Origin of the sequence: Streptomyces cellostaticus (assembly GCF_001513965.1) — a bacterium.
Lineage (GTDB): Bacteria > Actinomycetota > Actinomycetes > Streptomycetales > Streptomycetaceae > Streptomyces > Streptomyces cellostaticus.
Window position 1 is genome coordinate 309,471 of the sequence record NZ_KQ948021.1, and the last position, 25,090, is coordinate 334,560.

The window sequence follows — 25,090 nt, forward strand, 5'->3', positions numbered from 1 at the left end:
CAGGCCAGTAGCACCCGTGCCAGGCGTGTACGGCGGACACGCTCGGTCGCTGTTCAGGGTCACGGTGGGCTCCCGCCGATCAGGGCAGTACATCGCCGGCCGGTACAGGGCCGACGGGACCATGAAGAACGTAACGGCGAGGCACGCCAAGATCATCCAGATTGCGCCGTATTCCGGATTGTCTGCTACGGCAACATGTCGGCCTCATGGCGGGACCAGCCAAAACCTGGTGTCCACCGCAAAGTACGGACCAAGCTGACGCTCGCACCTTAGTGGCTCCGTTCCGTCCCCGTAGAAAGCTCCACGGCGCATGCATCCGTCTCGTCTGTCCGGCGCTCCCGAGGCGCACCTGTCGTGTGTGGCGAGGAGGTGTCGAGCATGGTGCGCTATGTGACGCGCAAAGCGGTCGGCTGGCTCCTGATGATCGTGGTCGCGACCAACGCGACGTACTTCCTGGCGAGTTGGTTCCTTGACCCGCGGTCGAACTTCAAGGAGCTGCGGCCCGTTCGCAGCGAGGCCCAGATCGACCGGGCCCTTGCGCCGTACAATCTGGACCCGCGGGTGCCCTTGGTGCACCGATGGTGGGACTGGCTCACCTCGGTGACCCTCCACTTCGACTGGGGAAAGTCCCCCACCGGCGTCTCCGTCAACGGGGAGGTGGGCTACCGGTCACTCATCAGTGCCGAGTTGGTCGTCATGGCGACCATCCTGTCCGTCGTGATCGGCGTTGCACTCGGTGTCTACACCGCCGCACGGCAGTACGGCTGGGCCGACCGGGTCTCGCAGGCCATGTCCATCGCGTTGTTCAACGTGCCGACGTCCGTCGCCGCACTCGCCGTGGTCTTCGTCGCCATCTGGCTGAACCAGCACGCCGGGCTGCACTTCCTCTATGTCGCCGGGGAGAACTCACCAGGCGTCGAAGGGCTGTTCCCGACGATCGGTGACCGCCTCCTGCACCTGATCCTGCCGACCCTGACACTGACGCTGATGGGTTACGTCGGCTACCACCTGACGCAGCGTTCGCTGCTGCTCGACACGATCAACGCCGACTTCGTGCGCACCGCCCAGGCCACCGGGCTCACCCGCAGCCAGGCGATCCGCAGGCACGGCCTGAGGGCCGCGCTCATCCCGACGGCGGCCTCCGTGGCGTTCAGCGTCCCAGCCATCTTCACCGGCGCCGTCATCACCGAGACGGTCTTCGGCTGGAACGGCATGGGGCGTTACTTCATCCAGACCATCAGCAAGAACGACGTGCACGGCACGGTCGCGACGGCCGCCTTCGCCGCGGCCCTGACCGCGATCGGCGCGATCCTCGCGGACATCGCCACGGTCTTCCTCGACCCGAGAGTGAGGGTGAACTGACGTGGCCACCGACGCGACGACCAATGCCCCATCCCGTGCAGCGGCAGACCGGGTTCCGGCACTGGCACGCTCCGCGCGGAAGCACACCGACCTCGGCCTCGGCCGGCTCTATCTGCGGCGCTTCCTGCGCAACCGACTCGCCGTCGTCGGTGTGGTGATCCTCGTGCTGCTGGTGCTGTTCGCTGCCTTCGGGGGCCGGTTCACCTCCTACGCGTACACCGACGCCGACTTCACCGCACTCACCCGGCCGCCGGGCGCCCTCCATTGGTTCGGCACCAACCAGGGTGGCAACGACATCTACGCCTGTACCGTGCACGGACTTCAGCGCTCCCTGACGATCGCCGTGAGCGTGTCCGTTCTGACGATCCTCGTCGCCGCGATCGTCGGCTCCGGCGCCGCCTACTTCGGAGGCCGAGTCGAGAGGGTGACACTCGCCGTCATCCACTTCCTGCTGATCGTCCCTTCGTTCCTCATCCTGGCCCTGGTCTCCCACCACCTGGCCGGCGACTGGCGCGTCCTCATCGTCGTGCTGACCGTGTTCGGCTGGATGTCCACTGCGCGGGTGATCTGGTCCGTCTCGACCTCACTGCGCGAACGGGACTACGTGAGGGCGGCCGAGTTCATGGGCGTCAGCCCGCTGCGCATCATCCTCCGCCACATCATCCCCAACCTCGGCTCCCTGCTGATCGTCAACCTGACGCTCGGTGTCGTCACGACCGTGCTGAGCGAAACCGCCCTCTCGTTCCTCGGGTTCGGCGTCCAGACTCCGGACGTCTCCCTCGGCACGATGCTCGCGGACGGGGCGAGCACCGTCACGAGCGCCCCCTGGCTCTTCGCCTTCCCCGCGGGGCTGGTCGTCCTGCTCACCGTGTCGATGACCTTCATCGGCGACGGACTGCGCGACGCCCTCGACCCCACGTCGGTGACCGGCTCGGCAGGAGGCCGACGATGACACTCGCGACCCCTGTGCTCAACCCGGTACCACCCACCGATGCCGCCCCTGTGCTCTCCGTGCGGGACCTGCGGATCTCCTTCCCCTCCGAGGCCGGAACCGTCGAGGCGGTGCGCGGCGTGAGCTTCGACCTGCTGCCCGGCCGGACCCTCGGCATCGTCGGCGAATCCGGCTCGGGCAAGTCGGCCACCGCGATGGGCATCATGGGCCTGCTGCCGCCCTCCGCCGCCCTGCGCGGTCAGGTGCTGCTCGGCGGACGAGACCTGATCGGCCTCGGTGACCAGGCCCTCTCGGAGGTACGGGGCAACTCCGTCGGCATGGTCTTCCAGGACCCCCTGTCCGCGCTCACGCCGATCTTCTCCGTGGGCAGACTCCTCTCCGACGCCCTGCGGGTCCACCAGGACCTGACGAAACGGGCAGCCTGGGAGCAGGCCGTCGAATTGCTCGATCTCGTCGGCATCCCCGACCCGCGCAACCGGGCCACCTCCTTCCCGCACGAGTTCTCCGGCGGCATGCGCCAGCGCGTGGTCATCGCCATGGCGATCGCCAACAAACCGTCCGTGCTCGTGGCCGACGAGCCCACCACCGCACTCGACGTCACCGTGCAGGCACAGATCCTCGACGTCCTGCGACTGGCCCAGGAGGAGACCGGCGCCGGCCTCGTCCTCATCACCCACGACCTCGGGGTCGTCGCCGGCCACGCGGACGACGTCGCTGTCATGTATGCGGGCCGCTTCGTGGAACATGCGGGCGTCGAGGAACTGTTCCGCCGGCCGACGATGCCGTACACCGCGCGGCTGCTCGCCGCAGTGCCGACCGTGGACGGCGGGGCCCGCCGGCCCCTGGTCCCGATCGGTGGGGAACCCCCCGCCCTGGTGGGCCTCCCGGACGGCTGCCCCTTCGCAAGCCGCTGCGCCGTCGCCCTCGACGCGTGCCGCTCCGACGAACCGGAGCTGCGCCATGTCACCGGGCACGGGCACGTGGCCTGCCTGCGCGCCACAGAGATCGCCGACGGATCCCTCGACCCCGCAGGGGACGCCGCGCCCGTGGATCAGCAGGCGACCGCCGACCGTACCGAGGCCGGCGAGGTGGTGCTCCGTGTCGAAGACCTCGTCAAGACCTTCCCGGTCACCAAGGGCGCCTTCCTCAAGCGCCGGACCGGCACGCTGCACGCCGTCAACCGAGTCAGCTTCGAGCTGCGCGCCGGGGAGACTCTGGGCCTGGTGGGCGAGTCCGGCAGCGGCAAGACCACGACGCTGATGGAGATTCTCCGGCTCAGGCGGCCCGAAGGCGGCCGGATCGAGATCGCGGGCACCGATGTCGGAACGGTTGGTTCCGGCGCACGCGTACGGGAGTTGCGGCAGGACGTACAGATCGTCATGCAGGACCCGTTGGGGGCCCTGGACCCGCGCATGACCGTCTTCCACCTGCTTGCCGAACCCCTGCGGGCCATCGGGCGGGATCGCGCGTCGATCCGCTCCCGTGTTCGCGAACTGCTGGCACTGGTCGGTCTGGACGACTCGGTGAGCGACCGCTTCCCGGCCGCCCTCTCCGGCGGTCAGCGCCAACGGGTCGGCATCGCCCGCGCCCTGGCCACGGAGCCGAAACTGCTCGCCCTCGACGAGCCGCTCTCCGCCCTGGACGTGTCGGTGCAGGCGGGGGTGATCAACCTGCTGGCGCGGCTCAAGCGTGAACTCGGGCTCGCCTACCTCGTGGTCGCCCACGATCTGGCCGTGGTCCGATACATCTCCGATCGCATCGCGGTGATGTACCTGGGGCACATCATCGAGACCGGGGAGACCGAGACCCTCTTCTCCGATCCGAAGCACCCCTACACCCGGGCGCTGCTGTCAGCGATCCCTATGCCCGATCCGCTGCGGGAACGCACCCGCGAACGCGTCGTGCTGGAGGGCGAGCAGCCGAACGCCGCACGACTGCCCACGGGGTGCGTCTTCGTCGACCGCTGCCCGCTGTACCGCCTTGCCGACGACAGCGTGCGCCGGCGCTGTCGCACGGAACGCCCCGTGCCGACCCCCGTGGCGGGACAACCCGGCCATCAGTACGCCTGCCACGGCGTCTGAGTACCTGCCCCGGCGACCGGGGCCGCGTCCGCATCCGCTCCACCGACCCAGAAGGAACCGTCCCCCATGCACACAAGACTGGCCCTGCCTGTCGTTCTCATCGCCGCCATCTCCGTCACCGCCACCGCGTGCCAGTCCTCATCCGGGAAGGACTCCGCAGGCTCGGACGCAAGGGACGTCCCCTCCGCCGCACCGGCTGCCGCCGACTACAACCCCACGCCTTACGACAAGATCAAGGACGGCGGTACCTACACCACGGTCGGGACCTTCGACGACCAGGGCAACCCGTTCAACGTCAATGCCACGTTGACCGCATCCCGTGTCTGGGCCTGGTACAACGCCGACGCGATCACCTACTCGCCGACCGGCAAGGTGCAGTACAACCCGGACTACTACAGCGACGTGAAGGTGTCCGTCGAAGGCGGCAACCAGAAGGTCACGCTGACGATCAACCCGAAGGCCGTCTTCAACGACGGCACACCGATCGACTGGACCGCGATCAAGGCCACCTGGAAGGCGAACAACGGTTCCGACAAGGCCTACGCCGCCTCGTCCACGGACGGCTACGACCACATCACCTCGGTCGAGAAGGGCACGAACGCCAAGCAGGCCGTCATCACCTTCAAGGGCGTCAACGCCTCCTGGTCGAGCCTGTTCACCACCTTCCTGCACCCCAAGGCGGCGACGGTCGACAACTTCGACAAGGCGTACGTCAAGAAGGCCCACCCGGAGTGGGGCGCCGGCCCGTACACGATCGGTACGTGGGACACCCACTCGGGCAACATCACCTTCGTCCGCAACCCGAAGTGGTGGGGCAAGCGGGGCAAACTCGACAGGCGCGTCTACGTCAACCTGGAATCGACCGCTGCGGTCAACGCCTTCAAGAACGGTCAGCTCGACTACGTCTCCGCCGTCGACGCCGAAAGCCTCAAGCAGGTCAAGGGGCTCAAGGGCACGGAGATCCGCAGCGGCGGGAGCCCCTTCGAGTACTCGCTCTACTTCAACACCAAGTCTCCCGTCCTCGCGGACAACGACGTCCGCAGAGCCGTCCAGGAGAGCATCGACCGCACGCAGATCGCGAAGATCCGGTTCCAGGGCCTCGACTACAAGGAGCCGCTGCCTGGTTCGGCCGTGCTGTACAGCTTCCAGAAGGGCTACGAGGACAATGTCTCGGCCGTGCTGAAGTACGCGCCGGACGACGCCAAGAAGGCACTCGACGCAGCGGGCTGGAAGCCCGGGGGCGACGGCATCCGGGTCAAGAACGGCAAGAAGCTCGAAGTCGGCTACACACTCCTCGGCGACGACCCGCTGGACAAAGCCACGGCCGGCGCCTTCGCCGCGATGCTGAAGCCGGTCGGCATCAGCCTGGTCATCAAGAAGGCCGATGAGGCGGACTTCTCCAACATCCTCAGCGAGCGCAAGTTCGATCTGTTCCTCTCGGGAAACCGGTCCATGGACCCGTTCGGCGCCCGCTACCTGTGCGACTTCTACTGCTCGGACCGTGCCTCCAACATCACCGGTGCGGGTTCGCCTGCGCTGGACAAGGAGATCCGCGCCACCACAAAGATCGCCGATCTCGACCAGCAGGCTGCGGCGGTCAACAAGGTCGAGCGGAAGGCGCTCCAGGAGTACGCCTTGCTCCCGCTGTTCAGCGGCCCCTCGACCTACGGCGTGAAGCAGGGCCTCGCCAACGTCGGCGCGACCATCTTCTACAACCCGCTCCCCGAGACGGTCGGCTGGGAGAAGTAACCCCGCTCGCCCTGCGAGGACAGGTCGGGTCGGTGCGGGACGCCGCACCGTCACAGCGGGATCGGCACGGCACCTGCCTGGTTCCGGTGACTCTGTCAGGCTGCCGTTGCGGCCTCGTTGTGGATGGCGGCGATCCGGGTCGGCTTGCGACCGTAGCGTCGGCTGAAAAGCTCCAAGGTCACGAACAGCGCCACGTACTGGAGCGTGGTCACCAGCATCACCGAGTCGATGGGCACCGTGTACGCGAGCACCACCCGCACCACCGAATCCAGCAGCAGACCCACGCCCCAGACCGCCGTCAGCAACCGCATCACGCGGCGGAAGGTCGGCGACGCCTGCCAGTTGCGTTCCATCTCCGCGCGCCTGTCCCCCCTCGCCACCGACGACAGGATCCGGTAGATGATCGGTTGTCCACGCAGCGTGCCCAGGAACACCAGCCCGACGATCCCCGTCATCCAGCCGTCCTTGGCGAACATGAACCGCGGGCTCCCCGTCACCGCCGACAGCGCCGCGCCCAGGGCCACCATGCTGAGCACCAGGATGCCCAGCATCCCGACGCGCCGCTCCCGCGCCATCGTCAGCAGTGCCTCCAGCATCGGCGGGACGGCGCTCGCCAGCACCGCCCACCACAGGCCGACCCCGGCCGCCCGCAGGCCGTAGAACACGGCCAGCGGCGCGGCGACGTTCAGCCCCAGGCTCTGCAGCAGCGGCCCGTTCGACGACCTCGCCTGCTTGTTCTCGATGTGCATCACGGTCATGTCCTTCACCCTCGTCCGTGTCCGTTCCCGATGCCTTCGAAGCTACGGAGCTGCGCGAACGCGGACTATGCACCCAGCCGCCGAGATGGGGTGGGGCCACACCCACCCCCCGTGCGGGGCCCGGACACACGGCGTCCGGCCTGCGGACCAGCCGCCAGGCCTCGGTGAACAGCTCGAGGAGCGTACCCGGGAGCAGTTCGAAGGCCTTCACGTCGCTCCCGTCGGCGCTCAGCTGCGCTCCGATCAGGGACGGCCGGCAGGTGCAGGGCGAAGGGGGCGCCCTGGTGGTCGCGGACGGTGAACGAGGTCGTCCCGGCGAGCCGGCCCAGGCGGAAACGGTGGGCCGGGTCGGCGAACGGCGTCCGCGTCCACATCTCCAGGAAGTCGAGCAGCACCTCGCGGCGCTCCGGCCCGGTCGCGGGGGCTGCCGCGCGCAGCGCAAGTGCGCCCTATGAGTTCCGTCCAGCTGCCCGCCGCGGGCGGACGGACCTCCCATGCGCCCGGCTCGGGCGCCCAACTGCCTTCGATGTAACGGCCGATGCGCCAGATGTCGGCGAAGGAGTCGTCATTCCAGCAGCCCGAGGCTCCGACGAGACCCTGCAGGGCGGCGGATGCGGCGAATCCGCTCCACGTGCGGGAGGACCAGGGTGCGGCCGTGTCGATCTCGTTCATGCATCCGATGATGACGGACGGCACTGACAACGGGCCGCCCCGTCCTACGGCCCGCTTCGTCCCGCCGACGAAACACCCGGTCGTCCCTGCAGAACGCGGGTGCCCGGGGCGCAGCTCTCCCTCAGTTCTTCGAGTTCAGCGGCCGGCAGGCTCCGGGCGGAGCCGCGTCGGCTGTGGTCGAGCAGTGCGGATGCGGTGAGCAGCCACTGCGGGAGAGGGGCGACGCCGATGAACTCGGCCAGGCGGCTCAGCTCTTCGGCGGGATCGTCAAGGAGGTCCTCGTAGGCAAGTGCGGTGCGCTGGTCGGCGGGCAGTTGACCGAGGAACTCCGTTGCCTCGGTGACGAGTTCGGACCACAGGGTGCCGAACGTCCGCAGGGGAACGTTCCGGTCGAGTACGAGGGCAGGATCGAAGCGCTCGTCCAGCAGCGGCGACAGGTCCGCAGGCAGCGAGCGCACGTGCTCATCGGTCAGGGCGGCGAAACTGTCGATGCCGGCTCGTGCCTTGATCTCGCGCAGCAGGGAGATCGTGCGGTATCCGGGATGACGGCTCATGGACAGGGCGCAGTCCGGTCCGTCTCTGAACATGTGCACGAACCTCGCGTGCGGGAACGCGGCCCGTAGCCCTGGTGCCCAGCCTGTCGAGTAACCGGAGCGCTCCACGACGGCGGTCCGTCCGAACCGCGCGCAGAGCAGGCCGAACAGCGCTTGGTGGTGCTCGGCGGCGGTGCGCTCGGGCCACCGGACCAGCGCTGCGCGGAGCTCGTCGAGGAGGCCGTCCGGGTCGTCGGTGAGGTGCGGCAACACCATCAGGGAGAGCGCAGGAATACCGGTGGTCTCCGACGTATACCTCCCGGGGCGGCGTGTGTAGAGGAATTCCGGCAGCGGCAGCCCGCTACGGATCATCCGCTCGAAGTGCGGAGCAGGCCGGAAGAGCGACTGCCAGAACTCTTCACCGGTCACCTTCCCTTCGGGGAAGGCGGCGTCGCCCACGGAGGCCATGAACTCGTTGAGGCTCAGTACGTCCGGGTGGGCGTTGAGGATGCGTGACAGCGCAGTTGAGCCGCTCCGCCCCGTGCCGATGACGAAGGTCAAGGTACGCATGGTCACCCTCCGCAGCTTCGTGACGCTCAGGACCAAGCCCCAGCTACCGCAGGACTATCCCATGACTGCACCAACCCGGACGTCACGGAAGCGTGCTGCCGGCGAATCCGCCGTACCTGGGTCATGGGTCCGCGAGAGTGTGATGCTTTCCGGCAAGAAAGCCACACTCTCGCGGCCGATGTCTCAGCGCAGGGCCGTGGCCCACGCCTCCGGCGACAGGTCCACGGCGGGCAGCACCGTCCGGGTCGGCGCCGTCACCGAGCGGGAGTCGGCGGGCGGGGCAGGTGTGGTCGTCGGGCACAGTGCGCGAACGACCTGGCGGTTGAGGGCGTCGTCGATCGGGCTCGGTTCAAAACCGGAGCCGTCGGACTTGAGGCGCTCGTACTTCATGAGGTTCCAGCCCATGGCAACCTGGCGCTTGCCGTCGGGGCTGGAGTAGACGAGGGTACCGGCGCCGAAGACCGCGCCGTCGTGACCCCAGAAGCGGCCGCAGCCGGGGATGTCGATGGCGTAGATGCCCAGGCCGTAGTCCATGCCGTCGGCCGGGACGGTGCGCTGCATCTCGTGCAACGCGGCCGGGCCGATCAGCTTGCCGCCCAGCAGGGCGCGGTAGAAGCGGTTGAGGTCGTCGGTGGTGGAGACGATCGCGCCTGCGGTGTACGCCCAGGACATGTCGTAGTCGCTGTAGTCACGCGGCGGATTGATCAGGCCGTAGAACGAGTCGTACATGCGGGCGTGCGGACCCTGGATGTACGGGGTGCGTGGGAAGGAGGTGTGGTGCAGGCCGGCCCGGGCGATGACGTGGCGGGTGATGTACCCCGCGGCGTCCTGGCCGGTCACCTTCTCCAGAAGCAGCCCGGCGATGACGTAGTTGGTGTTGGAGTACGACCACTTCTCGCCGGGCTTGCCCGTGGCCGGTGCCGCCAGTCCGAGGCGGACCAGTTCCTCGGGACCGATGGAGCGGAAGCGGTTCTCGTCGAGGCTGGCCGTCGAGTTGTGGGCGAGGGAGGGGAAGGCGCCGATGACGTAATCGCCGATGCCGCTCGTGTGGTTGAGGAGCATGCGGACGGTGATCTCGCGGCCGCGCTCGCCCGGGACCAGGTCGGGGAGGTAGTCGCCGATGGGCGCGTCGAGGCGGACGCGGCCGCGTTCCACCTGCTGGAGGAGGGCGACGGAGGTGAAGGCCTTGCTGACGCTGCCCACCCGGTGGAGCATGCCCGGTCGGACCGGGCGCCCGGTGTCCACGTCGGCGACGCCGGCCGCGCCGGTCCAGCGCTGGGCGCCATCGCGTACGGAGGAGTAGATGCCGTACATGCCCGCGTCGTGGACAGCACGGAGGCCGGTGTCGAGCGCCGCCCTGTCCAACGTCTCGCTGGTTAAGGGGAGTTCGGACGCCTTCGTGGCCGGTCTGGCATCCGCCTGAGCGACCGGTGCCGTGGCGGTCAGCAGAAGCGTCGTGCCCACGACGGTTCCGACGAACCGGATGATACGCAAGAGGTGCCCCTTCCCTCGGGTCCGGACCCCGTGCCCGGACCTCGCCCGGTCATCGTCATCGATCATGGATGCGCCTTACATCCTTCCTGCGGAGGATCACGGCCGGCGCACCGTACGACCAAAGCCTTGGTCCGGCGCGATCACGCCGGGGAGGGAGTGGTTCGGGAACCCGTCACAGGACGCCCGGCTACCGGCCCTGCCTGACGCACCACAGTCGGAAACCATGCCGGCCCTGCTTGGTGGTGTCGCGGACCAGCTGGTGTTCGGAGCCCGTCAGGCGTCCGGACTCGAGCAGGCCGCCGGGTCCGGCAGATAGCTCGCCAGGCCCCGCAGGATGATCTCCAGACCGATGTCGAACCGCTGGTCGGAGGAGTCCGACACCATCAACCCGGCCAGAGCGCGCAAGTGGGGAAAGTCCTCTGCGGGCAGGGACGCGAAGTAGTTCTGCATCTCCTCGGCCATCTCGCGCCAGTCGGGGCGGGCCAGGGAGGAACCGTCGCCGCCGTGCCGGCCGGCCCGGTCCCGCCACATGCCCTCCTCCAGGACGAACCCGTCGATGTAGGTGGAGATGAGGTCGCCGGCCTCCGCCGCGATGTGGTCGGGCAACCCTGCGGTACGGAAGACGGCGAGCAACGCCTCGACGTGCGGCAGCAGTTCGGCGGTGAAGGGGACATGAGCCATGGAGATCCTGGCCATGTCCCGGTGGGACAGCAGACGCTGCCGTCCGGAGCGGGCGTAGGCCCGCACCTGCTCCCGCCACCTCTCCGGGTCGGGCTCGGGCATCGTGAAACCGTCGAAGAGCCGGGTGTACATGAGCTCGAGGAGGTCGTCCTTGGAGCTGACGTGGGCGTAGAGGGCGGACACCGTGACCCCCAGTTCGGCCGCGACCTGACGCATCGACAGCCCGTCGAGCCCCTGACGGTCCAGCACGGTGAAGGCGGCCTCGACGACCCGTTCACGCGACAGTGGTGCGCGCGCGGGGGCGACGCGGGCGCGCGCAGGGCGCTCGCGCTCCCAGGGGGACGGCGGAGGCGGTGCGGGGGTGCCGGCGGGCGCGTCGGTCATGAGGACAGTCTAGGCGTCGGGAGAACAGTGTTCTCCTTCGGTGAGCAGTATCTACATCACTGAACGCGATATATCTTGTCCGAGCCTCGAAGTTGCGCTATATCTTAATGAACGCCGTTCTCCAGGTGAGCACTGTTCTGTTAAGGTGAACAGTGTTCTGCGCGCGTCCGACCGTCCGTCTCCCCGGGCCGTACCAGCGAACCGGGCAGTCACATCCATCCGTCCGACCGCGCCCGCGGGTCGTCACCGCGGCGTGGCCTTTCTGCGAGGAGTTCCGATGTCCACCACCGGTGTCGCGTCCACCGAGACGCCCACCGACTCGCCAGCGCCCTACCGGTGGCGCTGGGCTGCGCTCTTCGTGATCCTCGCGGCCGAGGTGATGGATCTCCTCGACGCAGTCGTCACGAACATCGCCGGCCCTTCCATGCGGGCCGACCTCGGCGGCGGTGCCTCCACTCTGCAGTGGCTCGCCGCCGCGTACACCCTCTCGATGGCCGTCGGGCTCGTCACCGGAGGGCGGCTCGGGGACATTCACGGGCGCCGCCAGATGTTCCTGGTGGGGGCCGCCGGCTTCACGCTGGGTTCGCTGCTGTGTGCGATCTCCGTGTCGCCCGAGATGCTGATCGCCTCACGCGTCGTACAGGGACTGTTCGGCGCGGTGATGCTGCCGCAGGGTCTCGGCATGATCAAGGAGATGTTCCCGCCGAAGGAGTCGCAGAAGGCCTTCGGCATGTTCGGCCCGGTCATGGGACTCTCCGCGGTGTGCGGGCCGATCCTGGCAGGCTGGCTCGTGGACGCCGACTACTTCGGCACCGGCTGGCGGATGATCTTCCTGATCAACCTGCCGCTGGGTGCCGCGGCCTTCCTCGGTGCCGTGCGCTACCTGCCCAGGGGACTGTCCGCCAGCAAGCCGCGCCTCGACATTCCCGGCATGCTCCTGGTCACGCTGGGCGCGCTGCTCATCATCTTCCCGCTGGTCCAGGGCCGCGAGTACGACTGGCCCGTGTGGTCGTTCCTGATGATGGCCGCCTCGGTGGTCGTCTTCGTCGCCTTCGGCACGTACGAGTCGCGCCGCAGCAAGACCGGACGGGACCCGCTGGTCGTCCCCAGCCTCTTCCGCAAGCGTGGATTCAGCGGCGGCATGACCCTCGGACTGGTCTTCTTCTCGACCATGCAGGGCTTCATGTTGGTCTTCAACCTCTACACCCAGATCGGCCTCGGCTATTCGCCGCTCAAGGCGGGACTGGTGATGGTGCCCTGGTCGGGCGGCATGATCGTCGGCTTCGGGGTCGCTCAGGGTGTCGCCCGGTTCGGACGAGCCGTACTGCAGGCGGGCGCGCTGGTCATGGCGGTCGGCGTGTTCGGCGTGTGGCTGACCCTCGACATGGCGGGCGGCGGCGTCGGCCCCTGGCAGCTCCTGCCCTCCCTGCTCGTCACCGGCATCGGGATGGGCCTGCTCATGGCGCCGTTCTTCGACATCGTGCTCGCCAGTGTCGAGCAGCACGAGACGGGCTCGGCGTCCGGCACGATGACCGCGGTCCAACAGCTCGGCGGCGCCTTCGGCGTGGCCATCCTCGGCACCGTGTTCTTCGGCCTGCTGGGCGGCGGGATCGCCACCGCCGTCGACCACCACTCGAACGGCCTGCGGGGGCAGTTGACCGCCGCGCATGTCGCGCCCGCCGCTCAGGAGCGTGTCGTGGCGGACCTGCGCAGGTGCGCCTCGGACCGCGCCGTCGCCAAGGATCCTGCCGCGACCCCGGCGTCCTGCGCGCGCCTGGAGAAGGACACTCGGTCCGCCGTGACCTCACCTCAGGCCGGCGCCCGGATACCCGCCGCGCTGAAGGACACTGCGTCGTCGGCCTTCCGGAGCGGTTTCGGCTCCGTCATGAAGACGGTGCTGTGGATCGTCGACGGCATGCTCGCCCTGACCTTCCTTCTCGCGTTCCTGCTGCCGCGCCACGCGCGACCCGAGGGGTCCGCCGGGCACTGAGCCCCGGCCGCACCGGCATCGGAGACCGGACGGCCGGGCACCTCTGAGGAGGAAATGCCCGGCCGTCCGGTCTCCGCTGACACCAGGTGCCCGAGGCGGCTTGCAGGATTCCGAATACGGCCGGAAGGCAGCCACGGCGACCCCGGCCGCCTGCGCCGTTGATCTCTTGGTGATACACGCGGTGTCCCTGCCGCACATCTCGTGCAGGGCTCGGGCCGCGTACGGAACCGTGTCTCCAGCGCTGCGGAGATCTTCGAGGCTGGAGGCCACCTGGTGACGGCTCGCGCCAACCGCGACGGCGTGCGCCGACTCGCCGCACCGCCCGGATCGCCGCGATTGCCGAACATCCCCCAGGCTGCCGGTCACCGGCCCCCAGCCGGTTTCCAGGTGCGGCAGGCGCTGACGCGCCGCCACGCCCGCACAACTCGTCCTCGGCTTCGGCAGCGTCGGCGAACGAGCCGTCACCGAGGGCATCGCGGCCGTCGGCCACCTGATCACCGGCCGGCCGTAGAGTTGCGGCCCGTGACCGACACCACCGACCTCGACCGCGCGGACATCTCCCTTCTCCTCGACGACGTAAGCGGCTCCGCCGCACGTCTCGGCGCCACCCTCGACGTGCTGACAGACCTGAAGGCCCGCGAACCGTCCGGGCTTCCCGGCTGGAGCCGCGGCCACGTCATCACCCACCTCGCCCGCAGCGCCGACGTGTACCGGTGGCTGCTGACCGTGGCCCGCACCGGGGCCGAGCCCGGGCCACGGGCCGACGCCGCCACCCTGGACCGCGCGCTGCGCGACGGTGCCCAACGAGACGCCGCCGGCCTCGTCACCGACCTGCGCCGCAGTCTGGACCGACTGCTCGACGAGGCGACAGCCATGCCCGCCGAGCGCTGGCCCACCCTGGTCACCGCCCTCGCCGGATGGCGACACCCCGCCTGGTACACCCTCCACCGTGCCCGGCGCGAACTCGAAACCCACCACGTCGACCTGAACCTCGGTTACACCACCGCCGACTGGCCTGCCGGGTACGTCACCTGGGCACTCGACGAATCCATCGCCGCCCTGGCCGCGCGCGATTTCCCCATCGCCCGCATCGAAGCCACCGACCTCGCCCGCGCCTGGCCCCTCGCCGCGACCGGACCGACCGCCACCGGCCCGGGCCACGCGCTCCTCGCCTGGCTCACCGGCCGCGCGCCGGACACGCACCTCCTGTCGGACCTTCAGCTGCCGACCCCGCCGACGTGGCCACTCCCACCGGCGCCCGGCTGGACCTGAGCTGGACGCCCAGCCCGTCCCCGGCTTCACGACGATCTCGTGAGTGACCGTCTTCCGGAATTCGCCGGTGGTGGCAAGGACACCGTCGCTGTCCGGCATCTATGGCGCCTGTCTCGGCCATGCAGGGTTTCTGCTGATCGCCGAGATCATCGCCCGCCGCAGCGGCACTGCTTGTGCCGACTTCCTGCAGGCCCAGGTCACCGAGCCGCTCGGGCTGACCGCTGCCCTCGGCACCCCGCCCGGCGCCCGGGTCGTGCAGGTGCCCTACCTGGGGCCGGCCGCAGCCGCGGCCCGCGTCTCCTGCCTGGCCCTGGCCGACCCCGACGCCAAAGTGACCATCGCGGCGCACTTCAACGGCAACGCCCCGCTCACCGAGCGGATACGCCGAGACCACGCACTCCACACCGGCCGTGCTTCCGAAGCCGAAACAGGCAACACTTCGTCGGCTTCGCGCCCCATGAGTTCCTGCACTGCCGGCGGGAGGAGACAGCTCAGGACGGACCCTCCCTGACGACTCAGTGTTCCGTGTTGCAGCAGCCGTCTGCGCCGGCGGTGTCCGAGACCGCGTCGAGGCGGCAGAAGCAGGACGCCTCGATCGGTACGTCCGCCGACGCGGCGGCAATCTTCAACTGCTGGGCCACGATCTGCGCCTCTCCCGCCTTGCCCAGCCGGACCAGACACTCGTGCAGCCCGTGCAGGGCCCAGACATTGCCAGGGTGCTGCAAGGCGCGCGGAAGGGTGTCGTCGAGCCCCAGGTCGGCCCGATAGACCGCCTCGGCCTCCGCGACGCGCCCTTGTTCCAGGAGCAGGGCGCCGTATGCGTGCCGGGTGGGCTGCATCCATCCCCACGGCTCGTCGTAGGGAAGATTGTCATCCCAGGCGATCGACCGCTCGAGAGCGGCGAAGGCGGCGTCGTAATCGCCCTTGCGGTAGGCGAGTTCGCCGTCGAGCATCGCCGACGCGACCGCCAGGATGTCGGCGCAGGTGTTGTTGAACAGCATGCGCGTCTCGGGCACCCGGGCGACCGCCTCGCCGAACAGGCGCCGTTCGGCCTCGGCCTCGGCGATACGACCGGTCGCCGAGAACGCGACTCCTCGGGCGTAGTGAAGCATCGCCGTGCTCACGCTGTAGAGCTCCGGGTCGGCGGGCACGGGCATACGCAGGATGTCGCTCCAGCGGCCGAAGCGGATCAGTGCGTGGACCCGCATGGCGAGGAAGCCTTCCAGCCAGTCAGCCATCGGTGGGCTCTGCACGCGCAGCAGCTCCTCCGGGACGGACGCCTCCAACTGGGCAACGGCCTCCAGAGCGTTCCGTGACTGGCCGAGGAACATCGCGCCGTAGATCTTGAAATGGTAGTTGTGCGACCGGTACAGCGTGTAGAAGTTCATCGCGCCGGCCCGTGCGTGGAACTTCTCGTCGGCGACGATCGCGTCGCTGTTGTCCGACACCACGCGACGGTAGTCGCCGCACAGCACCTCGATATGTGAAGGCATGTGCTGCAGGTGGCCGGCGTCGGGGACCAGGCCGCGCAGCCGGTCGGCGACGGGCAGGGCCGCCTCGGGCGTCGGGGACATCTCCATCAGGTGGATGTACATGTGCAGGATGCCGAGGTGTGCCGCCCCGGCGTCCGTCGCGAGCGCCCGGTCAAGGACGGCCTTGGCCTCGAGCGTGCGGGCGCCCTCGGCCGGCTCACCGGTGCGTAGGTTCCACAGCTGCCAGGGAGTGAGATTCATCAGCGCGTCGGCGTACAGGGTGGCGATGTCGGCGTCATCAGGGGCACGTTCGTAGACGGCGCGCATGCTGTCGGCGTAGGGCGCGTTCCACACGGAGCAGTCCCCGACGGCCTCGGCCTGCGGATAGCGGGCGCGCAATGCGCCGATCAGGGCCCGTTCGACGGGCGTGGCGCCGGCCTCCGCCTTCTCGTGGGCGCGTTCTACGGCGGCATGGGTACGTTCGACGGTACGTGCAAGGTCCTGCTCGTCGAAGAACTCCCACGGCTTGTTGTAGTTGGGTCCGAGCGCGTACGCGATGCCCCAGTGCGCCATGGCGCAGCCGGGGTCGGCCGCGGCGGCGGCTTCGAAGCAGGAGACGGCTTCCTCGTGGTTGAAGGCGTACGTCCAGATCAGTCCCCGGTCGAACCACAGTTGTGCCTCGGGAGAGGAAGTCGTCACGGGGCGGCTGTAAGGGCCGAGATCGTAGTAGTCCATGTCCATGGAACTTCCCTGACTGCCCGACCGCCGAGGCGCCGGGAACCGACCGCAGTGATGTCGCAGAGCGCGCACTGCGCAGCATAGTGTGCCGAGTCGTGAATTGGTCACCAACAGTAGGCGGGCGCGGGTTCCTTGCGGACCAGATCAACCGGCGGCTGCCCAAAGGGGTCGTTCACTCCGCTCGTGGATTCCAGCGGTAACGGCGGACGGCCACCGCCGCACCGGCCCCCTTGGGCTTCTCTGGTGGATCACGTCTCGCAGACGAATCGCTGTGCCCCTCGCTCCTTCGTGCTCAGCTCTGCAGCCGTGCCTGATCCTTCTCTGTCACTGCGTAGCCGGGCACGGACGGCCACCGAACAGTCAGCACCACCGACTCTTCCTCCGCGAACCACGAGTGGTCGACTCCGCGCCCCCACACGACGTAATCACCCTGTTCTTGCAGAAGAACGCTGCGGCCGGGGAGTTCAACGCGGAAGCGGCCGCTGACGAGAACCAGGAGAGCTGTGCGTTCCTCGCCCCTCACCCACTGCAATCGCTCATCGCCACGGGGGTGGACGCCCCATTTGATCTCTACAGCCTCGCTGTGCCTCGGATCGCCGACGTCCTTGAAGTGCCCGAGGAGCCATCCCCGGTCCAGTGCCGCATCCTTGCCTGCGTTGCCCACGTACACGCTGTCGCTCACATGGCCGGACGCTAGCAGCCGCTCCAGTGAGCGCAACCAGCACCTTCGTGCGGGACGTCTGCGCGGTCATCGAGAAGCGCTCGGGAAAGACACCCCCTTTGCCCCGGCTCTCGCGCGGGCTACCGCTGATATCGGGCCTCAGCCTTGGCCCGGAACTTCTCGAACTTCTCCGGCCGATATCGCTCATGCCACAACACATTCAGCGCACCCAGGCCGCACAACAACAGAGTGCCGAGTGTCCAACCCGCTACCACTGGCCAACTGCGGTGCCCAGCAATGTTCGTGACCGCCGCAACAACAGCAGCGCCGGCCGACATGAGGGCCTGCCGTATCCACCATCTTCGAGACATGCTGCGCACTCTAAGCGCTCCCCCGGCACCAGTGTTCGAGGAGACTCAACCGTGACCCGTGGTCACTCCGTGCTTGCCTCTGCGGGGCAAGATGGAGGCATGCGGGATGAGTTGGCGTCCTTGGCCGGATCGGCCTGCTCGATGGCGGCCGGGACGCAGGTCGAACGCGCTCAACGCCATCAGGGGACCTCGGGGCCGCGGTACTCGCTCATCGCGTCGATGAGCCAGCGGGCGAGGTAGTCGGCGAACGAGGACCGCGGGAACAGCCGGTACGTGGGCGTGTCGTCGGCCTGCCAGAGCAGCACCGCGACGGGGCCGACCGTGGTCGACACCGCCTTGCCGGGTGCGAAGGACCGGGGATGCAGGTCCAGCGGGCAGCCTTTCTCCAGCACCTGCCGGGCGGCCGGGCCGCTCAGCTCCAGCGTGGTGCGGTTCGCCGAGACGTCCACGACCGAGCCCGGGGCGCCGCCGAGTGCCTCCCGCAACTCGGTGGCCACGGCGGTCGCGTCGGCCTGGGACAGCACCAGCCATTCGTCAGGGCCGAGCCAGGCGATGGTGTGGGGGCCGGATGTGGTGGTGTGGCCGCACTCGCGTGGGAGGGGCGCGCCCAGGCTCTTCTCGATGCGGTCGGCCGCTTCGGAAGCGGGGGCGACGCGCAGGTTCACCATGGTGACGAACGGCCACTCGGTCAGCGTGACGCCACGGGCGCCGGTGACCGTTGCGGCGCGCATCCGTTCTTCCAGGTGCGCCAACGGGCTTACCCGTGCGTCGATCGTCGGCTCAGCCATCGCGCTTGGTCCCTTCGGGGTCGTAGAGGACGAAGTCGGCCACCTCGACGGGCACCAGGTCCTCGCCCACCGGGGCGAGCAGGGTCTCGCCGATTCGTGCCCGCCCGTCGGCGACGAGGGCGAGGGCGAAGGGGCGGCCGAGGGCCGGGCTGTGGTAGCTGGAGGTGACGTGGCCGAGCATGGGGACGGGCACCGTCTCCAAGTTGACGTCCGGCGCGACGAGTTGGGTGCCCTCCGGCAGCCGGGTCGTGCGGTCACTCGGCAGCAGGCCGACCAACTGCTTGCGGTCGGTGCGGGAGGTGTCGGCGCGGGAGTAGGACCGCTTGCCGACGAAGTCCTTCTGCTGGGAGACGACCCACGACATGCCCGCGTCCTGCGGGGTGAGGGTGCCGTCGGTGTCCTGGCCGACGATGATGTAGCCCTTCTCGGCCCGCAGCACGTGCATGGTCTCGGTGCCGTACGGGGTGATGCCGTACGGCCGCCCGGCCTCGTACACCTGCTCCCATAGGGACAGGCCGTACCAGGCGGAGACGTTGATCTCGTAGGCGAGTTCGCCGGAGAAGGAGATCCGGCAGAGGCGGGCCGGGATGCCGGAGGCCAGGGTGGTCTCGCGGAAGGCCATGAAGGGGAACGCCTCGGCGGACAGGTCGAGGTCGGGCGCGAGTTGGGCGACGACCTGGCGTGACCGGGGGCCGACGACGGCGATCGTCGCCCACTGTTCGGTCACCGAGGTGCAGTGCACGTCGAGTTCGGGCCACTCGGTCTGCAGCCACTCCTCCAGCCAGTCCAGAACCCCGGCGGCGCCGCCGGTCGTGGTGGTCATGAAGTAGCGGTTGTCGTCGAGGCGGAGTGTCACGCCGTCGTCGAAGATCATGCCGTCGGGCTTGCACATGACGCCGTAGCGGGCGAGGCCGGGCTTCAGCTTCTTGAAGGCGTTCGTGTAGATGCGGTTGAGGAACTCGCCCGCGTCCGCACCCCAGATCTCGATCTTGCCGAGGGTGGAGGCGTCCATGAGCGCCACGCCCTCGCGGGCCGCGCGGCACTCGCGGGCCACGGCCGTGTCCATGTCCTCACCGGGCTGGGGGTAGTACCAGGGGCGCTTCCACTGCCCGACGTCCTCGAACTCCGCGCCGTGGGCCACGTGCCAGCTGTGGATGGATGTGGTCCGCTCCGGGTCGAACAGTTCGCCGCGCTCACGCCCGGCCAGGGCGGCGAAGGCCACCGGGGTGTACGGCGCGCGGTAGGCGGTGGTGCCGATCTCCCCGGGTGACGCGCCCGCGCCGAGGGCCTCGGCGATCACACCGATCGCGTTGACGCCGGACGTCTTGCCCTGGTCGTTCGCCGTGCCGAGCGAGGTGTAGCGCTTGACGTGCTCGACACCGCGCATGCCGGCGCCGGTGGACCGCCAGACGTCGGCGACGGTGACGTCGCGCTGGAGGTCGACGAAGTGGGTGTCCCAGCTGCCGGGGTCACTGTCAGGTGCCGGTACGAGCCACAGTGCGCGCACCGGGCCTGAGCCCTGGGCCTCACCGGACGACGGTACGGAAACCGGGAACCCGGCATCCGTCGCCGCCCGAGCACCGGCCCGCGCCCCTTCGGCCAGACAGCCGTCGAGGTCGTACGTCCCGCGGGCCGCACCGACGACCTGCTGGTCCCGTGCGGCGCCGTCGGGGACGAAGGCGACCAGGTCCTCGTCCCAGCGCAGCCGGCCCTGGCGCTGGCTGTGCAGGTGCACCACCGGACTCCAGCCGCCCGAGACGGCGAGCAGATCGCAGTCGAACGACTGTGGTGCACCGGTGAGTTGAGCGCTCTCGTCAAGAGCCTGGACGGTGACGCCGGTGAGCCGGCCGTCGCCCGCGGTGTCGACCACCGCGCTGCCCGCCAGCACCCGAACGCCGGTCGCCACGGCGACCTCGGCGGCCCGGTGGGACAGCTCGGGGCGCGCGTCCACGACGGCGGCGATGTCGATCCCGGCGGCGTGGAGGTCGGCGACCGTGTCGTAGGCGCTGTCATTGGTCGTGCTGACCACGGCCCGCGAACCCGGCACCACCGCGTACCGGTTGAGGTACGACCGCACCGCCGCGGCGAGCATCACCCCGGGCCGGTCGTTGCCGGCGAAGACCAGCGGACGCTCGTGCGCGCCGGTCGCCAGGACCACCTGGCGGGCCCGTATGTGCCACAGCCGCTGGCGCGAGACGCCCTCAAAGGGTTCAGGGGCGTCGGCTCCGAGGTGGTCGGTGCGCCGCTGGAGGGCCAGCACGTAGTTGTCGTCGTACGACCCGAAGGCTGTCGTGCGCTGCAGTACTACGACCTCGGGGGCGGCGTCGAGCGCCGCGCGGACCTCGGCGACCCACTCCAGAGCGCTCTGCGCGCCGACCCTCTCGGTGCGCCCGGAGAGCAGCGAACCGCCGGACTCGGGCTGGTCGTCGAGGAGGATCACGCGGGCGCCGGAGCCGGCGGCAGCGGCGGCGGCCGCGAGGCCGGCCGGTCCGGCGCCGACGACCAGGACGTCGGTGTGGACGTACTTCTTGTCGTAGACGGCCGGGTCGCGGGTCGGGTCGAGCCGGCCCATCCCGGACAGCGTGGTGGCGGACAGGCCGTCGTACAGCTCCACCGTCGTCGCCGGGAGCATGCCCTCCGAGCACGGGCCGTCGATCTGCACCAGGGCGTTGGGCTCCTCCACGCCCGCGGCGACGATGCCGCGCGGGCGACCGCGATAGAGCGACGGGGCGACCTCGACCAGCCCGTTCGCCAGCATCGCCGAGGCGACGGTGTCTCCAGGGTGTCCGGTCGACTCCCGCCCGTCGACAGTGAACCGGAGCACGGTGCCGCGGTCGACGCGGCCGCCTTGCCGGAGCCGGAAGTGCTGGTCGGTCATCGGTTCCCTCCGGCCTGGGGCAGTTCGGGGCGGGGCTCGTCCAGGCGGTAGGAGGCGAGCAACTCGTTGGTGACGGTGTCGCGCAGGACGTTGAACCAGCGGCGGCAGCCGGTGCTGTGCATCCACCGCTCGGCGAAGGGACCCTTGGGGTTGTCGCGGTAGAAGACGTACTCGGCCCACTGCTCGTCGGTGAGGTGCGCGGGGGTCTCGGGGTAGGGGACGTGGGCCTGTCCGCCGTAGTGGTACTCGGTCTCGTCACGGGGACCGCACCATGGGCAGCTGATCAGCAGCACGGTGTCCTTCTCTCAGCAGGCTCTCAGCGGGCTTTCAATGGGCTACGGCTGCTGCGCCGTGTTCGTCGATCAGCGCGCCCGTCGCGAACCGTTCGAGGGCGAAGGGGGCGTTCAGCGGATGCGGCTCGCCGGTGGCGATGGTGTGCGCGAAGGTCCAGCCGGCGGCCGGGGTCGCCTTGAATCCGCCGGTTCCCCAGCCGCAGTTCACGTAGAGGTTCTCGACGGGGGTGGTGCCGATGATCGGTGAGGCGTCCGGGGTGACGTCGACGATGCCGCCCCAGGTCCGCAGCACGTGCGCCCGCGCGAAGATCGGGAACAGCTCGACGGCGGCGGCCATCTGCTGCTCGATGACGTGGAAGGAGCCGCGCTGCCCGTAGCCGTTGTACGCGTCGACGCCCGCGCCCATCACCAGCTCGCCCTTGTGGGCCTGAGACACATAGACGTGCACGTGGTTCGACATGACCACCGTCGGGTGCACCGGCTCGTGCAGTTCGGAGACCAGCGCCTGCAGCGGATGGGACTGCACCGGCAGCCGTACGCCCGCCCGCGCGGCCAGCACGCTGCTGTGCCCGGCGGCCGCGAGTCCGACCCGGCCGGCGTGGATGCGCCCGCGGTTCGTCTCGACGCCCACGACCCGGTCGCCGTCCTTGAGGAAGCCGGTGACCTCGCAGCCCTGGATCAGGTCCACGCCCATCTCGTCGGCCCGGCGGGCCAGTGCCCAGGCGACGTGGTCGTGCTTGGCGATGCCGGCCCGCGGCTGGAAGGTGCCGCCGAGGACCGGGTACCGGGTGCGGGACGAGACGTTGAGGATGGGGCAGACCTTGGCGACCTCGTCCGGTTCGAGCCACTGGGCGTCGACTCCGTTGAAGCGGTTGGCGTTGACGCGGCGCATGCCCTCGCGGACGTCCTGGAGGGTGTGCGCGAGGTTGAGGACACCGCGCTGGCTGAACAGGAAGTCGTAGTCCAGTTCCTCCGGGAGCTGCTCCCACAGTTTCAGCGCGTGCTCGTAGATCGCCGCGCTCTCGTCCCAGAGGTAGTTCGAGCGGATGATCGTGGTGTTGCGGGCCATGTTGCCGCCGGCCAGCCAGCCCTTCTCCAGGACGGCGACGTTGGTGATGCCGTGGTTCTTGGCGAGGTAGTAGGCGGTGGCCAGGCCGTGGCCGCCCGCGCCCACGATGACGACGTCGTACGAGGAGCGCGGCTCGGGGTTGCGCCAGAGGAAGTCCGGATGCTCCGGCAGCGGCTGGGTGGTCATGCCGAGCCTCCGTTCACGTGGGGCAGGCGGGGCAGGTGGGGATAGAGGGGGAAGGCGGAGGCCAGCTTCTCGACCCGGTCGCGCAGTTCACCGTCGGGCCGTTCGCCCTTCAGGGCCTCGGCGATGATGTCCGCGACCTCCCGGAACTCCGCCTCGCCGAAGCCGCGGGTGGCGAGGGCCGGGGTGCCGATCCGCAGCCCCGAGGAGACCATCGGCGGGCGGGGGTCGAACGGCACCGCGTTGCGGTTGACGGTGATGCCGATGTGGTGCAGCCGGTCCTCGGCCTGCTGCCCGTCGAGCGCGGAGTTGCGCAGGTCGACGAGGACCAGGTGGACTTCGGTGCCGCCGGTCAGCACCGTGATCCCGGCCTCGGCAACGTCGTCGGCCAGCAGCCGTCCGGCCAGGGTGCGGGCTCCGTCCAGGGTGCGCTGCTGGCGCTCCTTGAACTCCTCCCCCGCCGCCACCTTGAAGGCCACCGCCTTCGCCGCGATGACGTGCTCCAACGGGCCGCCCTGCTGGCCCGGGAAGACCGCGGAGTTGATCTTCTTGGCCAGGTCGGCACGGCTGAGGATCACCCCGCCGCGGGGTCCGCCCAGGGTCTTGTGCGTGGTGGTCGTGACGACGTCGGCGTACGGCACCGGGCTCGGGTGGAGGCCCGCGGCCACCAGACCGGCGAAGTGCGCCATGTCCACCATCAGGTACGCGCCCACCGCGTCGGCGATCCGGCGGAAAGCGGCGAAGTCCAGTTGGCGGGGGTAGGCCGACCAGCCGGCGACGATCATCTTGGGCCGGTGGGCGAGGGCGAGCTGCTCGACCTCGTCCATGTCGATGCGCATGTCGGACTCGCGCACGTGGTACGGCACGACGTTGTACAGCTTGCCGGAGTAGTTGATGCGCATGCCGTGGGTCAGGTGACCGCCGTGCGCCAGGTCGAGGCCGAGGATCGTGTCGCCGGGCTTCAGCAGTGCGAACATGGCGGCCGCGTTGGCCTGGGCACCCGAGTGGGGCTGCACGTTCGCGGCCTCGGCGCCGAACAGTTCCTTCACCCGGGCGATGGCCAACTGCTCGATGACGTCGACGTGTTCGCAGCCGCCGTAGTAGCGGCGGCCCGGGTAGCCCTCGGCGTACTTGTTGGTCAGCACCGAGCCCTGGGCCTCCATGACGGCGGCCGGGGCGAAGTTCTCCGAGGCGATCATCTCGAGCGTGGACTGCTGGCGGTGCAGCTCGGCGTCCACGGCGGTGGCGACGTCCGGGTCGAGTTCGCTGAGCGGGAGGGAGAGGGGCGAGGTGAGCGTGGTGATCGACGGGTTCGTTGCCATCTGTGCACCATCCTGAGAGCCAGCTAATGAGCAACTGATATATCAGCCTCTGCGGTAAGGTATGGGAGCTCGCCGGCCAGGTCAAGGGGGCTTCTCATGCAGCAGGTGGCGACCGACCCCACGAGCGAGGAGCTGTCACTCGCCGAGCGCGCCTACCGCGCCATCCGCGACCGGCTCGTGATGCTCGAGATCCGCCCGGGCGCGCCGATCAACGAGGAGCAGCTGGGGCAGTCCCTCGGCGTCGGCCGCACGCCGGTGCGTGAGGCGCTCAAGCGGCTCCAGTACGAGCGCCTGATCACGACCTACCCCCGCCGCGGCACCTTCGCCACCGACGTCAACATCACCGACCTGGCCCACATCTCCGAGGTGCGCCAGGAGCTGGAGCCCCTGGCCGCCGCCCAGGCGGCGCGGCGCGCGACGGCCACGGACCGCGCGAGCCTGTCGGCCCTACGGCGCTCGCTGCAGAGCGTGGATCCCCGTCGGGATGACGCCGCCGAGCTCATGCACCTGGACCTTCAGGTCCACCGCGCCATCTACGCCGCCACGCACAACCCGTACCTGGAGGACACCCTCGTCCGCCACGACAACCTGGCCACCCGCATCTGGTGCCTGTTCGTCGACCGGCTGTCCGACATGGCCGGCCACGTCGAAGAGCACGGACCGTTGATCGAGGCGATCGTCGCCGGTGACTCCGACAAAGCGGCACAGCTCGCCCGTAGTCACGTCGAAGGCTTCGAACGCGCCATTCGCGACGCCATCTGAGAATCCGCCGGACAGGTCCTGGCGTCAGTGCGCGGCGCCCCGCAGTTCGTCCCGG

Annotated in this window: 19 protein-coding genes; 8 read left to right on the plus strand and 11 right to left on the minus strand. The window is 69.4% G+C overall.

Features of this window, described 5'->3' with window-relative positions; genetic code table 11:
- The first annotated feature begins 378 nt into the window (after positions 1–378).
- From AQI88_RS16390 to AQI88_RS16405, 4 genes are all read left to right on the plus strand, one after another.
- On the plus strand, positions 379–1,362 hold the full coding sequence (locus AQI88_RS16390) for an ABC transporter permease (protein ID WP_066998930.1): 984 nt from the start codon (positions 379–381) through the stop codon (positions 1,360–1,362).
- Between the two features lie 61 nt (positions 1,363–1,423).
- Complete coding sequence (locus tag AQI88_RS16395) at positions 1,424–2,314, plus strand: ABC transporter permease (RefSeq protein WP_066999200.1); 891 nt, start codon at positions 1,424–1,426, stop codon at positions 2,312–2,314.
- A complete protein-coding gene (locus AQI88_RS16400) occupies positions 2,311–4,395 on the plus strand; it encodes a dipeptide ABC transporter ATP-binding protein (RefSeq protein WP_066998933.1) in 2,085 nt (694 codons plus the stop codon). The genes AQI88_RS16395 and AQI88_RS16400 overlap by 4 nt, the downstream gene beginning before the upstream one ends.
- A 66-nt stretch (positions 4,396–4,461) precedes the next feature.
- A complete protein-coding gene (locus AQI88_RS16405; RefSeq protein ID WP_208615801.1) occupies positions 4,462–6,144 on the plus strand; it encodes an ABC transporter family substrate-binding protein in 1,683 nt (560 codons plus the stop codon).
- A gap of 95 nt (positions 6,145–6,239) precedes the next feature.
- Here the strand turns inward: AQI88_RS16405 and AQI88_RS16410 are convergent, their stop codons facing one another.
- The 4 genes from AQI88_RS16410 to AQI88_RS16425 all read right to left on the minus strand — a co-directional run bounded on the left by AQI88_RS16410 (position 6,240) and on the right by AQI88_RS16425 (position 11,236).
- Positions 6,240–6,902, minus strand: coding sequence for a VC0807 family protein (locus AQI88_RS16410; RefSeq protein WP_159050343.1), 663 nt, complete (start codon positions 6,900–6,902; stop codon positions 6,240–6,242).
- A 716-nt stretch (positions 6,903–7,618) separates the two neighbouring features.
- A complete protein-coding gene (locus AQI88_RS16415) occupies positions 7,619–8,677 on the minus strand; it encodes a sulfotransferase family protein (RefSeq protein ID WP_066998939.1) in 1,059 nt (352 codons plus the stop codon).
- A gap of 183 nt (positions 8,678–8,860) precedes the next feature.
- A complete protein-coding gene (locus AQI88_RS16420; protein WP_066999202.1) occupies positions 8,861–10,171 on the minus strand; it encodes a serine hydrolase domain-containing protein in 1,311 nt (436 codons plus the stop codon).
- A 273-nt stretch (positions 10,172–10,444) separates the two neighbouring features.
- Positions 10,445–11,236, minus strand: a complete 792-nt coding sequence (locus tag AQI88_RS16425; protein ID WP_066998942.1) for a TetR/AcrR family transcriptional regulator — start codon at positions 11,234–11,236, stop codon at positions 10,445–10,447.
- Positions 11,237–11,513: 277 nt separating this feature from the next.
- On the opposite strand from AQI88_RS16425, the gene AQI88_RS16430 reads away from it, so the two are divergent.
- The 3 genes from AQI88_RS16430 (at position 11,514) to AQI88_RS16440 (ending at position 15,009) form a co-directional block, all read left to right on the plus strand.
- Complete coding sequence (locus AQI88_RS16430; protein WP_066998944.1) at positions 11,514–13,226, plus strand: MFS transporter; 1,713 nt, start codon at positions 11,514–11,516, stop codon at positions 13,224–13,226.
- Between the two features lie 522 nt (positions 13,227–13,748).
- Positions 13,749–14,498, plus strand: a complete 750-nt coding sequence (locus AQI88_RS16435; protein WP_066998947.1) for a maleylpyruvate isomerase family mycothiol-dependent enzyme — start codon at positions 13,749–13,751, stop codon at positions 14,496–14,498.
- A 43-nt stretch (positions 14,499–14,541) separates the two neighbouring features.
- Entirely contained in the window at positions 14,542–15,009 is a 468-nt protein-coding gene (locus tag AQI88_RS16440) for a serine hydrolase family protein (protein ID WP_159050344.1), read from the plus strand.
- A gap of 4 nt (positions 15,010–15,013) precedes the next feature.
- Here the strand turns inward: AQI88_RS16440 and AQI88_RS16445 are convergent, their stop codons facing one another.
- The 7 genes from AQI88_RS16445 to glyA all read right to left on the minus strand — a co-directional run bounded on the left by AQI88_RS16445 (position 15,014) and on the right by glyA (position 24,273).
- Entirely contained in the window at positions 15,014–16,705 is a 1,692-nt protein-coding gene (locus tag AQI88_RS16445) for a tetratricopeptide repeat protein (RefSeq protein WP_066999204.1), read from the minus strand.
- A 295-nt stretch (positions 16,706–17,000) separates the two neighbouring features.
- Positions 17,001–17,390: a cupin domain-containing protein gene (locus AQI88_RS43125; RefSeq protein ID WP_079057602.1), complete on the minus strand. Its 390-nt coding sequence runs from the start codon at positions 17,388–17,390 to the stop codon at positions 17,001–17,003.
- 529 nt (positions 17,391–17,919) lie between these two features.
- Complete coding sequence (locus AQI88_RS16455; protein ID WP_066998956.1) at positions 17,920–18,528, minus strand: sarcosine oxidase subunit gamma; 609 nt, start codon at positions 18,526–18,528, stop codon at positions 17,920–17,922.
- The gene (locus tag AQI88_RS16460; RefSeq protein WP_066998959.1) at positions 18,521–21,406 is read right to left on the minus strand and encodes a sarcosine oxidase subunit alpha family protein; all 2,886 of its coding nucleotides are present in this window, start codon (positions 21,404–21,406) and stop codon (positions 18,521–18,523) included. The genes AQI88_RS16455 and AQI88_RS16460 overlap by 8 nt, the downstream gene beginning before the upstream one ends.
- A complete protein-coding gene (locus AQI88_RS16465; RefSeq protein WP_066998962.1) occupies positions 21,403–21,699 on the minus strand; it encodes a sarcosine oxidase subunit delta in 297 nt (98 codons plus the stop codon). The genes AQI88_RS16460 and AQI88_RS16465 overlap by 4 nt, the downstream gene beginning before the upstream one ends.
- A 34-nt stretch (positions 21,700–21,733) precedes the next feature.
- Positions 21,734–22,954 carry a sarcosine oxidase subunit beta family protein gene (locus AQI88_RS16470; RefSeq protein ID WP_066998965.1) on the minus strand — a complete coding sequence of 407 codons (1,221 nt, stop codon included), beginning with the start codon at positions 22,952–22,954 and terminating at the stop codon, positions 21,734–21,736.
- Positions 22,951–24,273, minus strand: coding sequence for a serine hydroxymethyltransferase (glyA, locus tag AQI88_RS16475; RefSeq protein WP_066998968.1), 1,323 nt, complete (start codon positions 24,271–24,273; stop codon positions 22,951–22,953). The genes AQI88_RS16470 and glyA overlap by 4 nt, the downstream gene beginning before the upstream one ends.
- A 96-nt stretch (positions 24,274–24,369) precedes the next feature.
- Here glyA and AQI88_RS16480 point away from each other — a divergent pair, with 96 nt between their 5' ends.
- A complete protein-coding gene (locus AQI88_RS16480) occupies positions 24,370–25,035 on the plus strand; it encodes a GntR family transcriptional regulator (RefSeq protein ID WP_066998971.1) in 666 nt (221 codons plus the stop codon).
- Positions 25,036–25,090: the final 55 nt, after the last annotated feature.

Coding starts and splice junctions, on each gene's coding strand:
- AQI88_RS16415 (WP_066998939.1), bottom strand. CDS start 8,677: ATGCGTACCTTGACCTTCGTCATCGGCACGGGGCGGAGCGGCTCAACT.
- AQI88_RS16430 (WP_066998944.1), top strand. CDS start 11,514: ATGTCCACCACCGGTGTCGCGTCCACCGAGACGCCCACCGACTCGCCA.
- AQI88_RS16460 (WP_066998959.1), bottom strand. CDS start 21,406: ATGACCGACCAGCACTTCCGGCTCCGGCAAGGCGGCCGCGTCGACCGC.
- AQI88_RS16480 (WP_066998971.1), top strand. CDS start 24,370: ATGCAGCAGGTGGCGACCGACCCCACGAGCGAGGAGCTGTCACTCGCC.
- AQI88_RS16410 (WP_159050343.1), bottom strand. CDS start 6,902: ATGACCGTGATGCACATCGAGAACAAGCAGGCGAGGTCGTCGAACGGG.
- AQI88_RS16425 (WP_066998942.1), bottom strand. CDS start 11,236: ATGACCGACGCGCCCGCCGGCACCCCCGCACCGCCTCCGCCGTCCCCC.
- AQI88_RS16405 (WP_208615801.1), top strand. CDS start 4,462: ATGCACACAAGACTGGCCCTGCCTGTCGTTCTCATCGCCGCCATCTCC.
- AQI88_RS16455 (WP_066998956.1), bottom strand. CDS start 18,528: ATGGCTGAGCCGACGATCGACGCACGGGTAAGCCCGTTGGCGCACCTG.
- AQI88_RS16400 (WP_066998933.1), top strand. CDS start 2,311: ATGACACTCGCGACCCCTGTGCTCAACCCGGTACCACCCACCGATGCC.
- AQI88_RS16470 (WP_066998965.1), bottom strand. CDS start 22,954: ATGACCACCCAGCCGCTGCCGGAGCATCCGGACTTCCTCTGGCGCAAC.
- glyA (WP_066998968.1), bottom strand. CDS start 24,273: ATGGCAACGAACCCGTCGATCACCACGCTCACCTCGCCCCTCTCCCTC.
- AQI88_RS16445 (WP_066999204.1), bottom strand. CDS start 16,705: ATGGACTACTACGATCTCGGCCCTTACAGCCGCCCCGTGACGACTTCC.
- AQI88_RS16390 (WP_066998930.1), top strand. CDS start 379: ATGGTGCGCTATGTGACGCGCAAAGCGGTCGGCTGGCTCCTGATGATC.